The organism is Streptomyces cinereoruber (assembly GCF_009299385.1).
Taxonomy (GTDB): Bacteria; Actinomycetota; Actinomycetes; order Streptomycetales; family Streptomycetaceae; genus Streptomyces; species Streptomyces bikiniensis.
The window spans coordinates 6,257,331-6,275,764 of sequence record NZ_CP023693.1 but is presented as its reverse complement, the minus strand read 5'-3'; the positions used below and the strand labels follow the sequence as shown (position 1 = coordinate 6,275,764).

General features: G+C 72.6%; 13 protein-coding genes. 8 read left to right on the top strand and 5 right to left on the bottom strand.

Annotated elements, in window-relative coordinates; genetic code table 11:
- Positions 1-64: 64 nt before the first annotated feature.
- Positions 65-1,399 (bottom strand): M20/M25/M40 family metallo-hydrolase, encoded by a 1,335-nt coding sequence (locus CP977_RS28285; protein WP_152371025.1) that lies wholly within the window; start codon positions 1,397-1,399, stop codon positions 65-67.
- Positions 1,392-2,225, bottom strand: a complete 834-nt coding sequence (locus CP977_RS28280; protein WP_062751423.1) for a M55 family metallopeptidase — start codon at positions 2,223-2,225, stop codon at positions 1,392-1,394. The genes CP977_RS28285 and CP977_RS28280 overlap by 8 nt, the downstream gene beginning before the upstream one ends.
- Positions 2,226-2,440: 215 nt before the next feature.
- Here CP977_RS28280 and CP977_RS28275 point away from each other — a divergent pair, with 215 nt between their 5' ends.
- The gene (locus CP977_RS28275) at positions 2,441-3,667 is read left to right on the top strand and encodes a hypothetical protein (protein WP_062751426.1); all 1,227 of its coding nucleotides are present in this window, start codon (positions 2,441-2,443) and stop codon (positions 3,665-3,667) included.
- A 20-nt stretch (positions 3,668-3,687) separates the two neighbouring features.
- Here CP977_RS28275 and CP977_RS28270 read toward each other — a convergent pair whose 3' ends face one another.
- Together CP977_RS28270 and CP977_RS28265 are read right to left on the bottom strand one after the other, a co-directional pair.
- Complete coding sequence (locus CP977_RS28270) at positions 3,688-6,210, bottom strand: MFS transporter (protein ID WP_229991472.1); 2,523 nt, start codon at positions 6,208-6,210, stop codon at positions 3,688-3,690.
- 259 nt (positions 6,211-6,469) lie between these two features.
- Positions 6,470-6,925: an SRPBCC family protein gene (locus CP977_RS28265; RefSeq protein ID WP_062751430.1), complete on the bottom strand. Its 456-nt coding sequence runs from the start codon at positions 6,923-6,925 to the stop codon at positions 6,470-6,472.
- Positions 6,926-7,073: 148 nt separating this feature from the next.
- On the opposite strand from CP977_RS28265, the gene CP977_RS28260 reads away from it, so the two are divergent.
- Both CP977_RS28260 and CP977_RS28255 read left to right on the top strand, forming a co-directional pair.
- Entirely contained in the window at positions 7,074-8,114 is a 1,041-nt protein-coding gene (locus CP977_RS28260; protein WP_062751432.1) for an Rv2578c family radical SAM protein, read from the top strand.
- A gap of 140 nt (positions 8,115-8,254) precedes the next feature.
- A complete protein-coding gene (locus CP977_RS28255) occupies positions 8,255-9,883 on the top strand; it encodes an alpha/beta hydrolase (protein ID WP_109184387.1) in 1,629 nt (542 codons plus the stop codon).
- 30 nt (positions 9,884-9,913) lie between these two features.
- On the opposite strand, the gene CP977_RS28250 is transcribed toward CP977_RS28255, so the two are convergent.
- The gene (locus CP977_RS28250) at positions 9,914-10,567 is read right to left on the bottom strand and encodes a HEAT repeat domain-containing protein (protein WP_062751436.1); all 654 of its coding nucleotides are present in this window, start codon (positions 10,565-10,567) and stop codon (positions 9,914-9,916) included.
- A gap of 328 nt (positions 10,568-10,895) precedes the next feature.
- Between CP977_RS28250 and CP977_RS28245 the strand changes: the two genes are divergently transcribed.
- The 5 genes from CP977_RS28245 to CP977_RS28225 all read left to right on the top strand — a co-directional run bounded on the left by CP977_RS28245 (position 10,896) and on the right by CP977_RS28225 (position 18,434).
- Positions 10,896-12,677: a 3-hydroxyacyl-CoA dehydrogenase family protein gene (locus tag CP977_RS28245; protein WP_062751437.1), complete on the top strand. Its 1,782-nt coding sequence runs from the start codon at positions 10,896-10,898 to the stop codon at positions 12,675-12,677.
- Between the two features lie 115 nt (positions 12,678-12,792).
- Entirely contained in the window at positions 12,793-13,665 is an 873-nt protein-coding gene (locus tag CP977_RS28240; protein ID WP_183953248.1) for a TetR family transcriptional regulator, read from the top strand.
- A gap of 433 nt (positions 13,666-14,098) precedes the next feature.
- Positions 14,099-15,436: a crotonyl-CoA carboxylase/reductase gene (gene ccrA, locus CP977_RS28235; protein WP_062751439.1), complete on the top strand. Its 1,338-nt coding sequence runs from the start codon at positions 14,099-14,101 to the stop codon at positions 15,434-15,436.
- A gap of 14 nt (positions 15,437-15,450) precedes the next feature.
- The gene (locus CP977_RS28230) at positions 15,451-17,463 is read left to right on the top strand and encodes a protein meaA (RefSeq protein WP_109184386.1); all 2,013 of its coding nucleotides are present in this window, start codon (positions 15,451-15,453) and stop codon (positions 17,461-17,463) included.
- Positions 17,460-18,434 (top strand): HpcH/HpaI aldolase/citrate lyase family protein, encoded by a 975-nt coding sequence (locus tag CP977_RS28225; protein WP_062751441.1) that lies wholly within the window; start codon positions 17,460-17,462, stop codon positions 18,432-18,434. The genes CP977_RS28230 and CP977_RS28225 overlap by 4 nt, the downstream gene beginning before the upstream one ends.

Here is an 18,434-nt window from a genome sequence, read left to right as displayed (position 1 = left end):
GCTCCCCCTGTCACAGGTCCGTTCCCCCCTCGGGTCCGGTGTTTCCTCGTGCGTCCCGCGTGTCCTACGCGGATTTCAGATAGTGGTCGAGCACCCGGACGCCGAAGTGGAGGGCGTCCACGGGGACCCGCTCGTCGACGCCGTGGAAGAGCGCGGCGTAGTCGAGGCCCGGGGGCAGTTTCAGCGGCGAGAAGCCGTAGCCGGTGATGCCGAGCCGGGAGAACTGCTTGGCGTCGGTGCCGCCGGACATGGTGAACGGCACGACGTGCCCGTCCGGGTCGAAGCGCTCGACGGCGGCCCGCAGCCTGGCGAAGGTCGGGGAGTCGACGGGGGCCTCCAGGGGCACCTCGCGGTGGTGGAACTCCCACTCCACGTCCGGCCCGGTGAGCCGGTCCATCGTCTCGGTGAACTCCTCCTCACCGCCCGGCAGCATCCGCCCGTCCACGTACGCGACGGCGGCGCCCGGGATGACGTTGACCTTGTACCCGGCGTCGAGCATCGTCGGGTTGGCGCTGTTGCGGACGGTGGGCGCGACGAGGGCGGCGGCGGGGCCGAGCTTGTCGAGGAGGAGGTCCGCGTCGAAGTCGGGGGCGCGGGTGTCGATCTCGATCCCGTACAGCGCGGCCAGTTCGGTGAGGGCGGCGCGGACGGTGGTGGTGAGCCGGACCGGCCAGGCGTGGGCGCCGATCCGGGCGACGGCGGCGGCGAGGCGGGTGACGGCGTTGGCCGTGTTCACCTTGGAGCCGTGGCCGGCGCGGCCGTGGGCGGTGAGCTTGAGCCAGGCGGTGCCCCGCTCCCCCGCCGCGATCGGGTAGAGGGTGGTGCCGGGCTCCGGGTGGAAGCTGAACGCCCCGGACTCGCTGATGCCCTCCGTACAGCCCTCGAAGAGTCCCGCGTGCCGGTCGGCGAGGAAGCCGGAGCCGTCGGCGGCGCTGTCCTCCTCGTCGGCGGTGTAGGCGAGGACGACGTCCCGGCGCGGCCGGACGCCCCGGCGGGCCCAGGAGCGGACGACGGCCAGGACCATCGCGTCCATGTTCTTCATGTCGACGGCGCCGCGCCCCCACACGAGGCCGTCGCGGACCTCGCCGGAGAAGGGGTGGACGCTCCACTCGGCGGGGTCGGCGGGCACCACGTCCAGGTGTCCGTGGACGAGGAGCGCGGGGGCCGCGGGGTCGGTGCCGGGGATGCGCGCCACGACGTTGGTGCGGCCGGTGGTCCGCTCCAGGAGGGTGGGCTCGATCCCGGCGGCGGCGAGCCGCTCGGCGACGTACTCGGCGGCGGGGCGCTCGCGGCAGTCGCCGCCGCCCCGGTTGGTGGTGTCGATGCGGATGAGCTCGGAGGTGAAGGTGACCACCTCGTCGAGCGCCGTCGCGTCCGGTTCCCGGACCTCCTCAGCCATACTGCTCCTCCACCGCGGCGGAGACGATGGTCGTGACCGCCTTGAACGTACGGATTGCCTCGTACATGGTCCCGCTCGTGTACGCGACGCGCCGCTCCCCGCTGCGCGCCACGCCGGGAACCACCGTGGCGGCGGCGCCCAGGTGCTCGGCGTCGAACTCGACCTCCACGGTGAAGGGGCCGCCCCGGACCGGTTCGTACCGCACGGCGAGCGCGGCGCCGGCCTTGGCCGCGGCCCGGATGTCGGCGGCGGTCCTGGCCGGGGGCCGGCACACCGCCGCGTACCGCGAGACGTGGTCCTTGACGGCGACCTTGGGGGCCTCGGGGGCGTACCCGAGGGCGTCCTCGCAGGTCAGGTCGTCGCCGGTGACGAGGACGACGGGGACGCCGTACTCCGCGACCACATGGGCGTTGAGCAGGCCCTCGCTCGCCCGCTCGCCGTTCAGCCGGACGCCGGTGATGGAGTTGGCGAGGTAGGTGTGGGCGAGGACGCCCTCGGCGCCCGCGCCCGTGTGGTAGCCGACGAAGGCGATGCCGTCGACGTCGCCGTGCTGCACGCCCTCGACCATGGAGAGGGACTTGTGCCGGCCGGTGAGCATCTCGGCCCGCTCGTCCAGTCCCTCCAGGAGCAGGTTCCGCATGGTCCAGTGCGCCTCGTTGATCAGGACCTCGTCGGCGCCGCCGTCGAAGAAGCCGAGCACCGCCGCGTTCACGTCGGACGTGAACATCGCGCGGCACCGCTCCCACTGGGGCGTGCCGGGCAGCACGTCGGCGGGCCAGGTCACGCCGGTCGCGCCCTCCATGTCGGCGCTGATGAGGATCTTCATGCCTGGCACCGTACGCGCCGCCCGGCACCCGTACCACCCCTGTGGAAAACCACCGTTGGAGTGGACCAATGGCACGAACCGGGCGGCAGCCGGGACGACCCGGCGGGTTCCGGTCGCCTCCCGCGCACCGGACCGCTGAAACGGGTGAAACTTCACCAAGGGGTGTGTATAGGCTGTCGGCCGCAGTTCTCGTACCCGACCCTCGGAGAGCCCCGGTGACCATCGCCTTCACCCCGTCCGACACCCCGCCCGCCGAGGCCGGACCCGCCGTCCCCGAGTCCGTCGTCCCCGGACCTGCCGAGGAGGCTCACGGGCCCGCCGAGGAGCCCGCCGGGCCCGTCATGGCGGAGGAGCCCGAGTTCTGGGAGCCCTCGGCGCCGGAGCCCCGGGCCGAAGAGGACACCGAGGACCGGGAGGAGGATCCGGAGGAGGACAGGGACCCCGAAGAGGTGGACCCCGTCGTCGTCCGTGACGCCCGCGACTTCGGCGTCTACGCCCGTACCGGCGGCTGGGCCTTCGCGCTCAAGGTGGCGCGGAGCGTGCGGCCCGGCGGCCAGGCCGCCGAGGGCGACGCCCGCCGGAAGGTCTCGGCGAAGGCGTTCGCGGAGCTCGCGGGGTGCTCGCCCGAGCGGGTCATGCGCCACTACAAGGCCTGGGACATGGCGGCCGACGACGGCCTGGTCCCGCAGTTCGAGGCCCTGGTCCCCGGCGAGGACGTCGAACTGCCCGACGCCGACGTCTGGATCTCGTACTACTCCTCCCGCAACAGCGCGGTCTCGGTGCGCGGGCAGGCGATCAGCGCGGCGGCCGAGGCCGAGGGCATCCGGCCGACGAAGGCCCTGGAGGTGGCGGAGAACCCGACGGCGCTGCGGGCGGCGATCCTCGCCGACCCCGGGACGGCGGAGGCGGCGCGCGGCGCGCTGCTCGACCGGATGAAGGAGGACCCGGCCCTCCAGACGGAGATGGCCCGCGCGTTCGTGCGCACCGACGACCTGAAGAAGGCGGTGGCGAGCGAGTCCAAGGCGGCCGACCGCATCGGGTACGTGCGGCAGATCGTGGAGAAGGGGCAGATCAAGACGCCCGCCGGGCAGACCGTGGAGGCGCCGCCCGAGGTGCGGGCCGAGGCCGAGCGGCACCTGTCGCTCCTCGACGAGCTGGACGACTCGGAGGAGGCCGGCGAGTGGGCCGGCGAGGCGTACGACGCCGTCAAGGGCCTGGTCGCGAAGGCGGTCGAGGAGGACCCGGCGCTGCGGGTCCAGGAGCGGCGGACGAAGTTCTACAGCAGCCTGCAGAAGGCGACGAAGGTCTTCGAGGAGCTGACGCTGGACGAGGTCCTGGAGGAGGAGGTCTTCGAGGACGACATGCTCCAGCGCCTCGAAGCCCTCCAGGAGGCGATCGGCTCCTGCATCAGCGCGCTGCGCAGGGCGTCGACCGCCTCCTGAAAGACCCGCGGGGGCCTGTCTCAGTCCTGGTGGCCGAGCTGGAGGTCGCGCTCGGTGCGGCCCCCGCCGGCCACCTGGAGGACGGTGGCGACGGGCGGGTACCCGGCGGCGATGACCGTGTACTCGCCGGAGGACAGGTCGATGAAGCGGAAGGTGCCGTCGGGCCCGGTGGTGAGGGTGTCGACCACGTTCCCGGCCGCGTCGAGCAGGGTGACCCGGGCGTCCTCCACCGGGCGCCCGCCGCCCGCCCTGACCGTCCCGCGCAGTACGGCGCCGCCGGCCAGCTCGATGTCCTGACGGGTCTCGCGGGAGGCCTGGACGCTCACCGGGAGCGCGGCGGGCCGGAAGGCGGGGGCGCTGGCGGCGAGCGTGTACTCGCCCGCGACCAGTTCGGTGATGACGTACCCGCCCTCGCGTCCGCTGCGGGTGGAGGCGACGACTTCGCCGCGCACGTCGGTGAGGGTGACGGCCGCGTCCCGCACGGGCGTGCCGTCGGCGGTGACGACGCTGCCCGCGAGCCGCCCGGCGCCGCCGAGGACGACGTCGAGCTCCACCGGGCGGTCGCCGACGGTGACGGAGACGGCCTGCGGCTGGTGCCCGCCGGCCGCCGCGATCAGGACGTAGGCGCCGCCGCCGGGCACGCTCAGCGCGTACCGGCCGTCCTCGCCGCTGGCTCCGCGCCCGATCTGGCGCCCCTGGACGTCGATGAGGGTGAGGGCGGCCCGGGGGACGCGGCTGCCGTCGTGGTGCTGGACGGTGCCGCAGACCGGGAGCCCCGAGTGCGGCGGGGCGGCGGCCGGAGCGGGCTCGGGGGCGGCGTGCCGGGCGTGCGGGACCGCCCGGGTGCCGGGGTCGGTGGCCTCGGTGGTGGGGGTGGGGTGGGACACCAGCGGTTTCTCCTTGAGGAAGAAGGCGAGGACGAGGCCGAGCACGAGGACCGGCACGAGGTAGAGGAAGATGCGCGGCATCGCGTCCGCGTACGCCTGGACGTACGCGTCGCGCAGGGCGGGCGGCAGGGCGCGCACCGTCTGCGGGGTGATCGACTCGGCCGGCGGGAGCGCGGCGGGGCCGCCCTGGGGCAGGACGCCGGCGAGCCGGTCGCCGAGGGCGTCGTCGAGCCGGGAGGCGAAGAGGGTGCCGAAGATCGCGGCGCCGACGCTGCCGCCGATCTGGCGGAAGTAGTTGTGGGCGCTGGTGGCGGTGCCGAGGTCGGCGGGGCGCACGGAGTTCTGCACGGCGAGCACGAGCACCGGCATGACCAGGCCGATGCCGGTGCCGAGGACGGCCTGCCAGAGGCTGTGGTGGAGGCGCGGGGTGTCGGCGTCCATGTGGGAGAGCAGCCACATGCCGAGGACGGAGAGGGCGCCGCCGGCCACCGGATAGGCCTTGTAGCGGCCGGTGCGGCTGATGAGCCGGCCCGAGACGACGGAGGCGACGACGATGCCGCCCATGAGGGGCAGCATGAGGAGGCCGGACTCGGTGGCGGTGGCGCCCTCGACCATCTGGAGGAAGCTGGGCAGGTAGCTGGCGGCGCCGAAGAGCGCGATGCCGACGACGGCGCCGACGAGGGCGGTGACGGTGAAGACGGAGTCGCGGAAGAGCCGGAGCGGGATGAGGGGTTCGGGCGCGAAGTGCTCGACGACCAGGAAGAGCAGGGTGGTTCCGGCGGCGCCGCAGGCGAGGGCGAGGATCACCCGGGAGTCCCAGGCGTACTCGGTGCCGCCCCAGCTGGTGAGCAGGACCAGGCAGGTGGAGGCGGCGGCGAGGAGCAGGGCGCCGAGGACGTCGAAGCGCGCGCGTGCGACGGGCTTGGGGAGCTTGAGGACGGTGGCGACGACGGCGAGGGTGACGAGCCCGAAGGGCACGTTGAAGTAGAAGCACCAGCGCCAGGAGACGTGGTCGGTGAAGAAGCCGCCGAGCAGCGGTCCGGCGACGGAGGCGAGGCCGAAGGCGGCGCCGATCATGCCCATGTACCGGCCGCGTTCCCGGGGCGGGACGATGTCGGCGATGATCGCCTGGACGCCGATCATGAGGCCGCCGGCGCCGATGCCCTGGATCGCGCGGAAGGCGATGAGCTGGTCCATCGTCCGGGACCAGCCGGCGAGGCCGGAGCCGATGACGAAGACGACGATGGCGAAGAGGAAGACGCCCTTGCGGCCGAGGAGGTCGCCGAGCTTGCCGTAGATCGGCAGGCCGATGGTGGAGGTCAGCAGGTAGGCGGTGATCGCCCAGGACATCCGGTCCAGGCCCTGGAGTTCGCCGACGATCTTCGGCAGGGCGGTGGCGACGATCATCTGCTCCAGGGCGGCGAGGAGCAGGGCGAGCATGAGGCCGAAGAAGACGAGCCGGACGCGGCGGGGGTCGAGGGCGTCCGGTCCGGGGCCGGGGGCCGACGCGGGCCCGGCGGGCGGGGCGGCCGACTCCGTACCTCCGGCGCCGTCGACACCCCCGGCACCGTCGACACCCCCGGCACCGTCGACACCCCCGGCACCGTCGGCGCCCGCGGCGTCCTCGGCGTTCTTCACCACGGTGACCGCACCCACGTGTCTGCTCCCCTCGTCACGGCGTCTGCGCCGGGCCATTCTTCGCATTGGGCGCGAAGGGGGAGCAAGTCGGGCGGTGCGGGAGCCCGATGGGGCCCGGGGCGGTGAACGGCCCCACGAAACGGCGCACTTGGGGCGCTCATCAGCGCGTTTACGAGAGGGCCCGCGCCCCCGGCGCGCGCGGGCGCGGTCACGGGAGGCGCGGGCGATCCACTCGAATCGGTGAACGCTCCGGGCGTTGCTTCTCGGGCCCCGGGCCCTACTTCTCGACCCCGGCCTCGACCTCGGCCGCGAGCCGGGCGAGGACGAGGTCGTAGATCCGGGCGAGCCCCTTGGGCGCGAAGGTCTTCTCGAAGAAGCCGCCGATGCCGCCGGCGCCGTTCCAGACGGTGGTGACCACGGCGCGGGACTTGCCCTCGCCGGCGGGGGTGACGGTCCAGGTGGTGACCATGGAGGAGTTGCGGTCCTTCTCGACGAGCTGCCCGTCGGTGGGCTCGCTCACCTCCAGGAGGCAGTCACGGACGCGCTTGCTGGTGGCCTGGAGCTTCCAGTGGACGAGGGTGCCCTCGCCGTCGCCGCCCTCGCGCACCTCGTACTCGCTGAAGTGCTCGGGGAGCACCTTCGCGCGCGTGCCGCTGTAGTCGGCGAGGGCGTCGAACACCGTCTCGGCGTCCGCGGCGATGATCCGTTCCGTCGTGGCCTCGACCTGCGCCATTGACTTCCTCCAGCTCGTGGTTCCTCGGGGGGTGCGGGCCAAGCGAACCACGGACGTCCCGGCGCGCGAAATCCGGGTTGCGGCGATCAAGGGAACAAGTGTTCTATTCTGAGCGAACGGCCGGACCCGAGCGATCGAGGAGGCGTCCATGCGCTGGGACAACCTGGGCGAAAACCCCGTGAATCCCTCGATCCCCGCCGACCTCGCCCTGTTCGGCGCGGACGCGGTCACCACGCGGACCTTCGACACCCCCGAGTTCCGGGGCGTCACCTTCCACGAGGTGCGGGCCCGGTCGATCCTGAACCGGGTCCCCGGCGCCTCCCGGATGCCGTTCGAATGGACGGTCAACCCCTACCGCGGCTGCACCCACGCGTGCGTGTACTGCTTCGCCCGCCGGTCCCACGCCTACCTCGACCTCGACACCGGCCTCGGCTTCGACTCCCAGATCGTCGTCAAGGTCAACGCCCCCGAACTGCTCGCCCGCCAGCTCGCCTCCGCCCGCTGGCAGGGCGCCCACATCGCCATGGGCACCAACGTCGACTGCTACCAGCGGGCCGAGGGGCGGTACGGCCTGATGCCGGGCATCCTCACCGCCCTGCGGGACCGCGCCAACCCCTTCTCGATCCTCACCAAGGGCACCCTGATCCTGCGCGACCTGGAGCTGCTCACCCAGGCGGCCCGGGTCACCGAGGTCGGCGTCTCCGTCTCCGTCGGCTTCACCGACCGGGAGCTGTGGCGCACGGTCGAGCCCGGCGCGCCCTCCCCGCAGAGCCGCCTCGACACCGTCCGCGCGCTCGTCCGGAACGGCATCGACTGCGGGGTCCTGATGGCCCCCGTGGTGCCCTTCCTGAGCGACCGGCCGGAGCAGCTGCGCGCGACGGTCCGCGCGGTCGCCGAGGCCGGGGCCAGCTCGGTCACCCCGCTCGTGCTGCACCTGCGGCCGGGCGCCCGCGAGTGGTTCGCGGAGTGGCTGGGGCGCCACCACCCGGGCCTGGTGCGGCGGTACGAGCGGATGTACGCGGACGGGGCCTACGCGCCGACCTGGTACCAGCGCCGGATCACCCGTCAGGTGCACGAGTACGCGGCCGAGTTCGGCATCGGGCCCGCCGGGCGGGGCGGGACGCGCCGGACCGTCGTGCCGGAGGAGCCGGACGCGGCGGCCGCCCCGGAGCAGCTCACCTTCCTCTGAGCCGAGCGGGGCTTCCGAAACCCCGGCGGCCGGGCGGATCATCGGACCGACCCGTCTGACACGCCGTCCGCTCCCCTCCTTTCGGGTCAACTCCGGGCGGAACGGGTCCCGCCGGGCCCCGTTCGAGGCACAAAGGCCCTATGACCCCACGCGCAGGAATGCTGATCGCCGCTGGAGCGCTGGTGGCCGGGACGGTCACCGCGCTGCCCGCGGTCCCCGCGGACGCCGCCGAACCGGCCCCCCGCCCGCTCCCCCGGCTCGCCTGGACCGACTGCGCCACCAAGGCGTACCCGAAGCTCCAGTGCGCCTCCCTGGAGGTGCCGCTGGACCACGACGACCCGGCCGGGCGGAAGATCACGCTCGCCCTGACCCGGGTCCAGCACACCGCGGAGACCTTCCAGGGGCCGCTGCTCGTGAACCCGGGCGGGCCCGGCGGCAGCGGGCGCGGCATGGCCGGGTACGTGGCGGCCTCGCTGCCGCCGGAGGTGGCCGCCCAGTACGACGTGATCGGCTTCGACCCGCGCGGGGTGGGGAAGAGCGAGCCCGCGCTCGACTGCCGGCCCGGCCACTTCGCGTCGGTGCGGCCCGACTCGGTGCCGCGCGGCTCGCGGGCCGAGCGGGCGGGGACCGACCGGGCGCGGGCCTTCGCGGAGGCCTGCGGCGAGAAGCACGGCGACGTGCTGCCGTACATCGACACCGTGAGCGCGGCCAAGGACCTGGACGCGATCCGGGTCGCGCTCGGCGCGCCGAAGCTGAACTACCTCGGTTATTCGTACGGCACCTATCTGGGCGCCGTGTACGCGCGGCTCTTCCCGGACCGGGTGCGGCGCATGGCGCTCGACTCGGTGGTCGATCCGCACGGGGTCTGGTACGAGAACAACCTCGGACAGAACTTCGCCTTCGACGCGCGGCACAAGGACTTCATGGCATGGGTGGCGCGGTACGACGCCACGTACCGGCTCGGCACCGACCCGGCGGCGGTCGAGGCCGCCTGGTACCGGATGCGCGACGCGGTGCGCGCGGAGCCGGCCGGCGGGAAGGTCGGGCCGGGCGAGCTGGAGGACACCTTCCTGCCCGGCGGGTACTACGACGGCTACTGGCCCAAGCTGGCGAGCGCCTTCTCCGCGTACGTCAACGAGGGGGACTCCGGACCGCTGGTCGAGGCGTACGAGCGGTACGGGGAGGCCGACGCGGCCGCCGACAACGGCTACTCGGTCTACGCGAGCGTGCAGTGCCGGGACGCGGGCTGGCCGCGCGACTGGAACGTCTGGCGCAAGGACGCGTGGGAGACGCACGCCAAGGCGCCGTTCTCCAGCTGGAACAACACCTGGTACAACGCTCCGTGCGCGTTCTGGCCGGTGGAGTCCCTGACCCCGCCGGACGTCACCAACGACCGGCTGCCGCCCGTCCTGGTCCTCCAGGCGACGGACGACGCGGCGACGCCGTACGAGGGGGCGGTCGCGCTGCACCGGCTGCTGCGCGGCTCCCGCCTGGTCGTGGAGGGGGGCGGCGGCAACCACGGCGTGACGCTGGCCGGGAACGACTGCCTCGACGGGCACCTGGCCGCCTACCTGGCCACGGGCGAGGTCCCGCGCGGCGCGGACGGCGCCGAGGCGGACGCGGTCTGCGCCGCGCTCCCCGAGCCGGAGCCCGACCCCGTCGTCACGACCGGGTCGACGCCCTCGGAGAGGAGCGGCACGCGCGCGGGCGCCGGGCGGGCGGAGCCGGCCGGTGCCACCCTGCACGGCCTCCTGGGGCACGTGCGCTGAGAACGGGCTCCGCGAGCCGCCCCCCTTCCCTCAGGCGCGGTCGGCCGCGCGCTCCCGGTCGAGCAGTCCCAGGGAGCGCGCGGCCGCCGCGCCGAGGCGCGGGTGGGGCAGGGCGGCCTCCAGGGCGGGGCGGGCCCGGGGGTCGCCGAGGGTGCCGAGGCCCTCGACGCAGGCGAGGCCGACCCGCCAGTGGGGGTCGGCGGCCGGGAGGCGCCGTTCGAGGACGGTGATCAGGGCCGGTACGGACTCGGGGGCGCGCAGTTCGGCGAGGAGCCGGACCGGCAGCAGGGCGTAGGCGGCCCGGAGTTCGTTGGTGGCGAGGGCCGCGGCGGCGCGGGCGGTGCGCGGGTCGCCGAGCCGGGCCAGGGCGTGGGCGGCGGTGACGCAGCGCTCGGGGTCGCGGTGGTTGAGGAACAGGACGAGGGCTTCGAAGGCGCGCGGGTCTCCGGCGACGCCGAGGGCGTAGGCGGCGATCTCGCGGGCCCAGAGCGGCTGCCCGGGCGCGGTGAGGACGCGGTGCAGCTCCTCGGGGTCGGCGGGCAGTTCCCCGGGGTCGCCGGTCTCGGCGAGCCTGCCGAATGCCGCCGGGACTTCTCCGGTGCCATTCCCGATCCCGTCGCGCCCGATCTCGTCGCGCAATCGATCGATCATCGAGCAGAATTCCGGATCCTCGGCGTATTCCATGAATCCGAGCCTATCCGCGATCCAGATCACATCTTCTCGACTTCCCGGGACTGGCGCGCTCGTTACCCGCCGGTTAGTCTCGGGTGAGCGGGTCAACCCCCGCTTCTCACAACGGCCTGGTGACGCAGCCGTGGTGAGCGCACGTCGGTTCGGCAGTTTCGACGCGGCTCCGGGACAGAGCCCGTCTCCCTTTTCCACCGGGCGCCGCCCCTTTCCGCGGGCTCCTTCCCGCGTGTTCTTCCGCGATTCTCCGCGCGCCCTCGCAATTCAGCGGCACCACCCGCACGCACTGCCCTCAGTCGTCACTCTTCCTCTCTGGAGTCCCCTGATGGACACCCCTCTCTCCACCATCGCCGTCGTCGGTCTCGGCACCATGGGCGCGGGCATCGCCGACGTCCTCGCCCGGGCCGGCCGCGAGGTCATCGGCATCGACGTCAGCGACGCCGCCGCGGCCCGGGCCGTCGCCGCCCTGGAGGCCTCCACCGCCCGCGCCGTGGCCCGCGAGCGGATCACCGAGGAGGAGCGGCAGGACGTCCTGGCCCGCTTCCGCACCTTCTCCGACCTCCAGGCGGCCGCCGACGCCGATCTCGTGATCGAGGTCGTGCCGGAGTCGTACGAGGCGAAGCAGGAGGTCTTCCGGGCCCTGGACGGCATCGTCCGGCCCGACGCGATCCTGGCCACCGGCACCAACGCGCTCTCCGTCACCCGGCTCGCGGCCGACTCGGCGCACCCCGAGCGGGTCCTCGGCCTGCACTTCTTCACCCCGGTCCAGGCCATGAAGCTGGTCGAGGTGGTCTCGTCGGTGCTGACCGACCCGCGGGCCGTCGACGCCGTCACGCGGCTCGCCCAGGACCTCGGCAAGGAGCCTGTGGCGGTCGGGGACCGGGCCGGGTTCATCGCGGACGGGCTGCTCTTCGGCTACCTGAACCAGGCCGCCGCCATGTACGAGGCCAAGTACGCCTCCCGCGAGGACATCGACGCGGCGATGAAGCTGGGCTGCGGCCTGCCGATGGGCCCGCTCGCGCTGCTCGACCTGATCGGCGTGGACACGGCCCGTACGGTCCTGGAGGCCATGTACGCCTCCTCGCACGACCGGCTGCACGCCCCGGCCCCGATCCTCAAGCAGCTCAGCGAGGCGGGCCTGACCGGCCGCAAGGCGGGCCGCGGCTTCTACACGTACGCGGCGCCGGGCTCCGACGAGGTGGTGCGCGACGCGCTGACCCCGCTGACCTCGGCGGAGAGCGGCGGCGGGCGCGAGGTCCGCTCGGTCGGCGTCGCCGGCTCGGGCACCATGGCCTCGGGCATCGCGGAGGTCTTCGCCAAGGCCGGGTACGAGGTCGTGCTCGCGGCCCGCTCCCAGGAGAAGGCGGACACCGCCAAGGCCCGGATCGCCAAGTCCCTGGAGCGCTCGGTGTCCAAGGGCCGGATGACGGCCGAGGCCCGCGACACCGTGCTCGCCCTGATCACCCCGGCCGGCACGCTCGACGCCTTCGCCGAGGTCGACCTGGCGGTCGAGGCGGTCGCGGAGGACCTGGAGATCAAGCAGGACCTGTTCGCGCGGCTCGACAAGATCTGCAAGCCGGGCGCGGTGCTCGCCACCACGACCTCCTCGCTGCCGGTCGTGGCCTGCGCCCGGGCCACCACGCGCCCGCAGGACGTCATCGGGATGCACTTCTTCAACCCGGCGCCCGCGATGAAGCTGGTGGAGATCGTCCGCACGGTCCTGACCGCCGACGACGTCCACGCCACCGTCCGCGAGGTCACCGCGAAGATCCGCAAGCACCCGGTGGACTGCGGCGACCGGGCCGGCTTCATCGTGAACGCGCTGCTCTTCCCGTACCTGAACAACGCGATCAAGATGGTCCAGGAGCACTACGCGACCCTGGACGACATCGACGCCGCCATGAAGCTGGGCGGCGGCTACCCGATGGGCCCGTTCGAGCTGCTCGACGTGGTCGGCCTGGACGTCTCGCTCGCGATCGAGCAGGTCCTGCACCGCGAGTTCCGTGACCCCGGCCTCGCCCCGGCCCCGCTCCTGGAGCACCTGGTGGCGGCCGGCTGCCTGGGCCGCAAGACGGGTCGCGGCTTCCGCGAATATGCCCGACGCTGAGCCCCGCACCCCCGGTTGGGGCGGGCTCCTGAGCCCCTCGGGCACCCCCGGTGCCCCGGGGGTCTCCCCGCCCCCACCTGGGCACACTTCCCCTCCGATGCAGTACGTTCGGACCATGCCCAAGGCCGCGAAGTCACCCCGTGCCACGTCCCCGTCCGACGCTCCGGAGAGCGCGGCGGGCACCCGTGCCGCCGCTCAGCGGCTCAAGATGCGCCGGGAGCTCGCCACCGCCGCGATGGAGCTCTTCGCGACCAAGGGGTACGAGGCCACCACGGTGGACGAGATCGCGGCCACGGCCGGGGTCGCGCGGCGGACCTTCTTCCGGCACTTCCGGTCCAAGGAAGAGGCGATCTTCCCCGACCACGACGACACCCTGGTGCGGGCGGAGGCGGTCCTGAACGCCGCCCCGCCGCACGAGCACCCGCTCGACACGGTGTGCCGGGGCATCAAGGAGGTCATGAAGATGTACGCGGGGTCCCCCGCGGTCTCCGTGGCCCGCTACCGGCTCACCCGCGAGGTGCCGACCCTGCGGGAGCGGGAGATCGCCTCGGTGGCCCGCTACGAGCGCCTCTTCACCCGGTACCTCCTCGGGCACTTCGACGAGCGGGACCACCACGACGGCAACGACGACCCGCTGCTCGCCGAGGTGGCCGCCTCGGCGGTCGTCACCGCCCACAACCACGTGCTGCGCCGCTGGCTGCGGGCGGGCGGGCAGGGCGACGTGGAGGCCCAGCTCGACCACGCCTTCGCGATCGTCCGGGAGACCTTCGGATCGGGCATAGGCGCCGGCCGCCCCGCCCCTTCCGCCGCCACCGGAGCCACCGCCGGAGCCGTCTCCGGAACCGCCGCCGCACCGGAGGCGCAGGACGCGTCCGACCCCGCCGTCCGGGCCTCCACCACCGGTGACGTGGTGGTCGCCGTGGCCCGCACGGACGCGCCCCTCGACGAGGTCATGCGGACCATCCGGAAGGCGCTCGGCGCCGCCTGAGCCCCTTCCCGCGACGAGGACCCGCACGAGGTCCGCCACGAGGGCCGTTCCCGGATTCCGGGGGCGGCCCTCGTCGTGTTTGCCCAGCTCGGAGCCCGTTTGCGGGCATGATTCGATCGATCATCGCTCATGCGTGACCGCCGGATTGCATCTGAGTGAAATTGTTGGCACGCAGTGCCTTGTCAGGTGACACGGCGTGCCATACGTTGAAGGTGTCCGGGCGGCCGGCGCGCAGAGACCAACCTCGTGCGCCGGCTGTCCCCACAAGCCGACGGCTCGTGCGCCCGGACGCCTGCGTCACAGGCAACCCCGCGCCGGACCGGCGCCGCGCCACCGCACCACCCAGCCGAACCGACGGCACACCTCCACAGCAGCACCCACCGCCGTAACCCTCAGGCGTCCTCCCCCGGACGCTCACCGCCGGAGGCAACCCGTGAAGGAAATCCTGGACGCGATCCAGTCCCCGGACTCCACGTCCGCCGACTTCGCGAACATCAAGCTCCCCGAGTCGTACCGCGCCGTCACCGTCCACAAGGACGAGGCGGAGATGTTCGCCGGGGTCGCCAGCCGCGACAAGGACCCGCGCAAGTCGCTCCACCTGGACGACGTCCCGCTGCCCGAGCTGGGCCCGGGCGAGGCGCTCGTCGCCGTCATGGCCTCCTCGGTCAACTACAACTCGGTCTGGACCTCGATCTTCGAGCCGGTCTCGACCTTCGGCTTCCTGGAGCGCTACGGACGCCTCTCCGAGCTCACCAAGCGCCACGACCTGCCGTACCACGTCATCGGCTCCGACCTCGCGGGCGTCGTCCTGCGCACCGGCCCGGGCGTCAACGCCTGGCAGCCGGGCGACGAGGTCGTCGCCCACTGCCTCTCGGTCGAGCTGGAGTCCTCGGACGGCCACAACGACACGATGCTCGACCCCGAGCAGCGCATCTGGGGCTTCGAGACCAACTTCGGCGGCCTGGCCGAGATCGCCCTCGTCAAGTCCAACCAGCTCATGCCGAAGCCGGACCACCTGAGCTGGGAGGAGGCGGCGGCCCCGGGCCTCGTCAACTCCACCGCGTACCGCCAGCTGGTCTCCCGCAACGGCGCCGGCATGAAGCAGGGCGACAACGTCCTGATCTGGGGCGCGAGCGGCGGCCTCGGCTCGTACGCCACCCAGTTCGCCCTGGCCGGCGGCGCCAACCCGATCTGTGTCGTCTCCTCCCCCGAGAAGGCCGACATCTGCCGGTCCATGGGCGCCGAGGCGGTCATCGACCGCAACGCCGAGGGCTACAAGTTCTGGAAGGACGAGAACACCCAGGACCCGCGCGAGTGGAAGCGCTTCGGCTCCAAGATCCGCGAGCTGACCGGCGGCGAGGACATCGACATCGTCTTCGAGCACCCGGGCCGCGAGACCTTCGGCGCCTCCGTGTACGTCACCCGCAAGGGCGGCACCATCACCACCTGCGCCTCCACCTCCGGCTACATGCACCAGTACGACAACCGCTACCTGTGGATGTCGCTCAAGCGCATCATCGGCTCGCACTTCGCGAACTACCGCGAGGCCTGGGAGGCCAACCGCCTCATCGCCAAGGGCAAGATCCACCCCACCCTGTCGAAGGTCTACTCCCTGGAGGAGACCGGCCAGGCCGCCTACGACGTCCACCGCAACCTCCACCAGGGCAAGGTCGGCGTCCTCGCCCTCTCGCCCGAGGAGGGCCTGGGCGTGCGCGACCCGGAGCTGCGGGCCCAGCACATCGACGCCATCAACCGCTTCCGCAACATCTGAGCCCGGGACCATAGATGACTGAGCGCCAGAAGGACCGTCCGTGGCTCATGCGGACGTACGCCGGTCACTCGACCGCCGAGGCATCGAACGAGCTGTACCGGCGCAACCTCGCCAAGGGTCAGACCGGCCTCTCGGTCGCCTTCGACCTGCCGACGCAGACCGGATACGACCCCGACCACATCCTCGCCCGCGGCGAGGTCGGCCGGGTCGGGGTCCCCGTCTCGCACCTCGGTGACATGCGCCGGCTGTTCCAGGACATCCCCCTGGAGCAGATGAACACCTCGATGACGATCAACGCCACGGCGATGTGGCTCCTGGCGCTCTACCAGGTGGTCGCCGAGGAGCAGGGCGCGGACGTCACCAGGCTCCAGGGCACCACCCAGAACGACATCGTGAAGGAGTACCTGTCGCGCGGGACGCACGTCTTCCCGCCCGGCCCCTCCCTCCGCCTCACGACGGACATGATCACCTACACGGTGAACAACATCCCGAAGTGGAACCCGATCAACATCTGCAGCTACCACCTGCAGGAGGCCGGGGCCACTCCGGTCCAGGAGATCTCGTACGCGATGTCCACCGCCATCGCGGTGCTCGACGCGGTCCGGGACTCCGGCCAGGTCCCCGAGGACCGCTTCGGCGAGGTGGTCGCCCGCATCTCGTTCTTCGTGAACGCGGGCGTCCGCTTCATCGAGGAGATGTGCAAGATGCGTGCCTTCGGGCGCATCTGGGACAAGGTCACCCGCGAGCGGTACGGCATCGAGAACGCCAAGCAGCGCCGGTTCCGCTACGGCGTGCAGGTCAACTCGCTCGGTCTGACCGAGGCCCAGCCGGAGAACAACGTCCAGCGGATCGTCCTGGAGATGCTGGCCGTCACCCTCTCCAAGGACGCCCGCGCGCGGGCCGTCCAGCTCCCCGCCTGGAACGAGGCCCTGGGCCTGCCCCGGCCCTGGGACCAGCAGTGGTCGCTCCGCATCCAGCAGGTGCTCGCCCACGAGTCCGACCTGCTGGAGTACGAGGACATCTTCGCCGGTTCGCACGTCGTCGAGGCCAAGGTGGACGCCCTCGTCGAGGAGTGCCTGGCCGAGATCGACCGGATCCAGGAGATGGGCGGTGCGATGGCCGCCGTCGAGTCCGGCTACCTCAAGTCGCAGCTCGTCTCCTCGCACGCCGAGCGGCGCGCCCGGATCGAGGCCGGCGAGGAGAAGATCGTCGGCGTCAACATCTTCCAGTCGACCGAGGAGAACCCCCTCACCGCCGACCTGGACACCGCGATCATGACGGTGGACCCGGCGAACGAGGCGCGGGTCGTCGCCGCCCTCCACGAGTGGCGCGACAACCGCGACGAGGCCCGCGCCCAGGAGACCCTGGCGGCGCTGAAGGCGACGGCGGCCGGCGACGGCAACCTCTTCGCCGCCACCCTGGAGTGCGCGCGTGCGGGCGTCACCACCGGGGAGTGGGCCTGGGCGCTGCGGGACGTCTTCGGCGAGTTCCGCGCCCCGACGGGCGTCTCCTCCGCCCCGGTCGCGGTGACGGCCGAGGCCGGCACGCCGCTGGCCCTCGTGCGGGAGAAGGTGGCGCGGACCGCCGAGGAACTGAACGCCGGGCGGCTGCGGCTGCTCGTCGGCAAGCCCGGCCTGGACGGGCACTCCAACGGGGCCGAGCAGATCGCCGTACGCGCGCGTGACGCCGGTTTCGAGGTGGTCTACCAGGGGATCCGGCTGACCCCCGAGCAGATCGTCAACGCGGCCCTGGCCGAGGACGTGCACTGCGTGGGCCTGTCGATCCTCTCCGGCTCGCACGCCGAGCTGGTCCCGGACGTCCTCGACCGCCTCCGCGAGGCGGGCGCGGCCGACATCCCGGTCATCGTCGGCGGGATCATCCCGAACGCCGACGCCGCAGAACTGAAGCGCGCGGGTGTGGCCGCCGTCTTCACACCGAAGGACTTCGGTATCACGGAGATCATCGGCCGTATCGTCGACGAGATCCGGAAAGCGAACAAGCTCGATCCCCTGGAGGTCCCCGCATGACCAGCCCCGCGTCCCCCGTGAACCGGCTGCGCCCCCGCCGTTCCTGCCTGGCGGTCCCCGGCTCCAACCCGCGCTTCCTGGAGAAGGCCCAGGGCCTCGCCGCCGACCAGGTCTTCCTGGACCTGGAGGACGCCTGCGCCCCGCTGGCCAAGCCCGAGGCCCGGCACACCATCGTGAAGTTCCTGAACGAGGGCGACTGGACCGGCAAGACGCGCGTGGTCCGCGTGAACGACTGGACGACCCACTGGACGTACCGGGACGTCGTCACGGTCGTCGAGGGCGCCGGCCAGAACCTCGACTGCATCATGCTGCCGAAGGTCCAGGACGCGCAGCAGATCGTCGCGCTCGACCTGCTCCTCACCCAGATCGAGAAGACCATGGGCTTCGAGGTCGGCAAGATCGGCATCGAGGCGCAGATCGAGAACGCGCAGGGCCTGACCAACGTCAACGCCATCGCGCAGGCCTCCCAGCGCGTCGAGACGATCATCTTCGGCCCGGCCGACTTCATGGCCTCCATCAACATGAAGTCGCTGGTCGTGGGCGAGCAGCCGCCCGGCTACCCGGCGGACGCGTACCACCACATCCTGATGAGCATCCTGATGGCCGCCCGCGCCAACAACCTCCAGGCGATCGACGGCCCCTACCTCCAGATCCGCAACCAGGAGGGCTACAAGGCCGTGGCGCAGCGCGCCGCCGCCCTGGGCTTCGACGGCAAGTGGGTGCTGCACCCGGACCAGGTCGCCGCCGCGAACGAGATCTTCTCGCCCTCGCAGGAGGACTACGACCACGCCGAGCTGATCCTCGACGCGTACGACTACTACACGTCCGAGGCCGGCGGGAAGAAGGGCTCCGCGATGCTCGGCGACGAGATGATCGACGAGGCCTCCCGCAAGATGGCCCTGGTCATCTCCGGCAAGGGCCGCGCGGCCGGCATGCAGCGCACCAGCAAGTTCGAGATCCCGGAGGCCTGA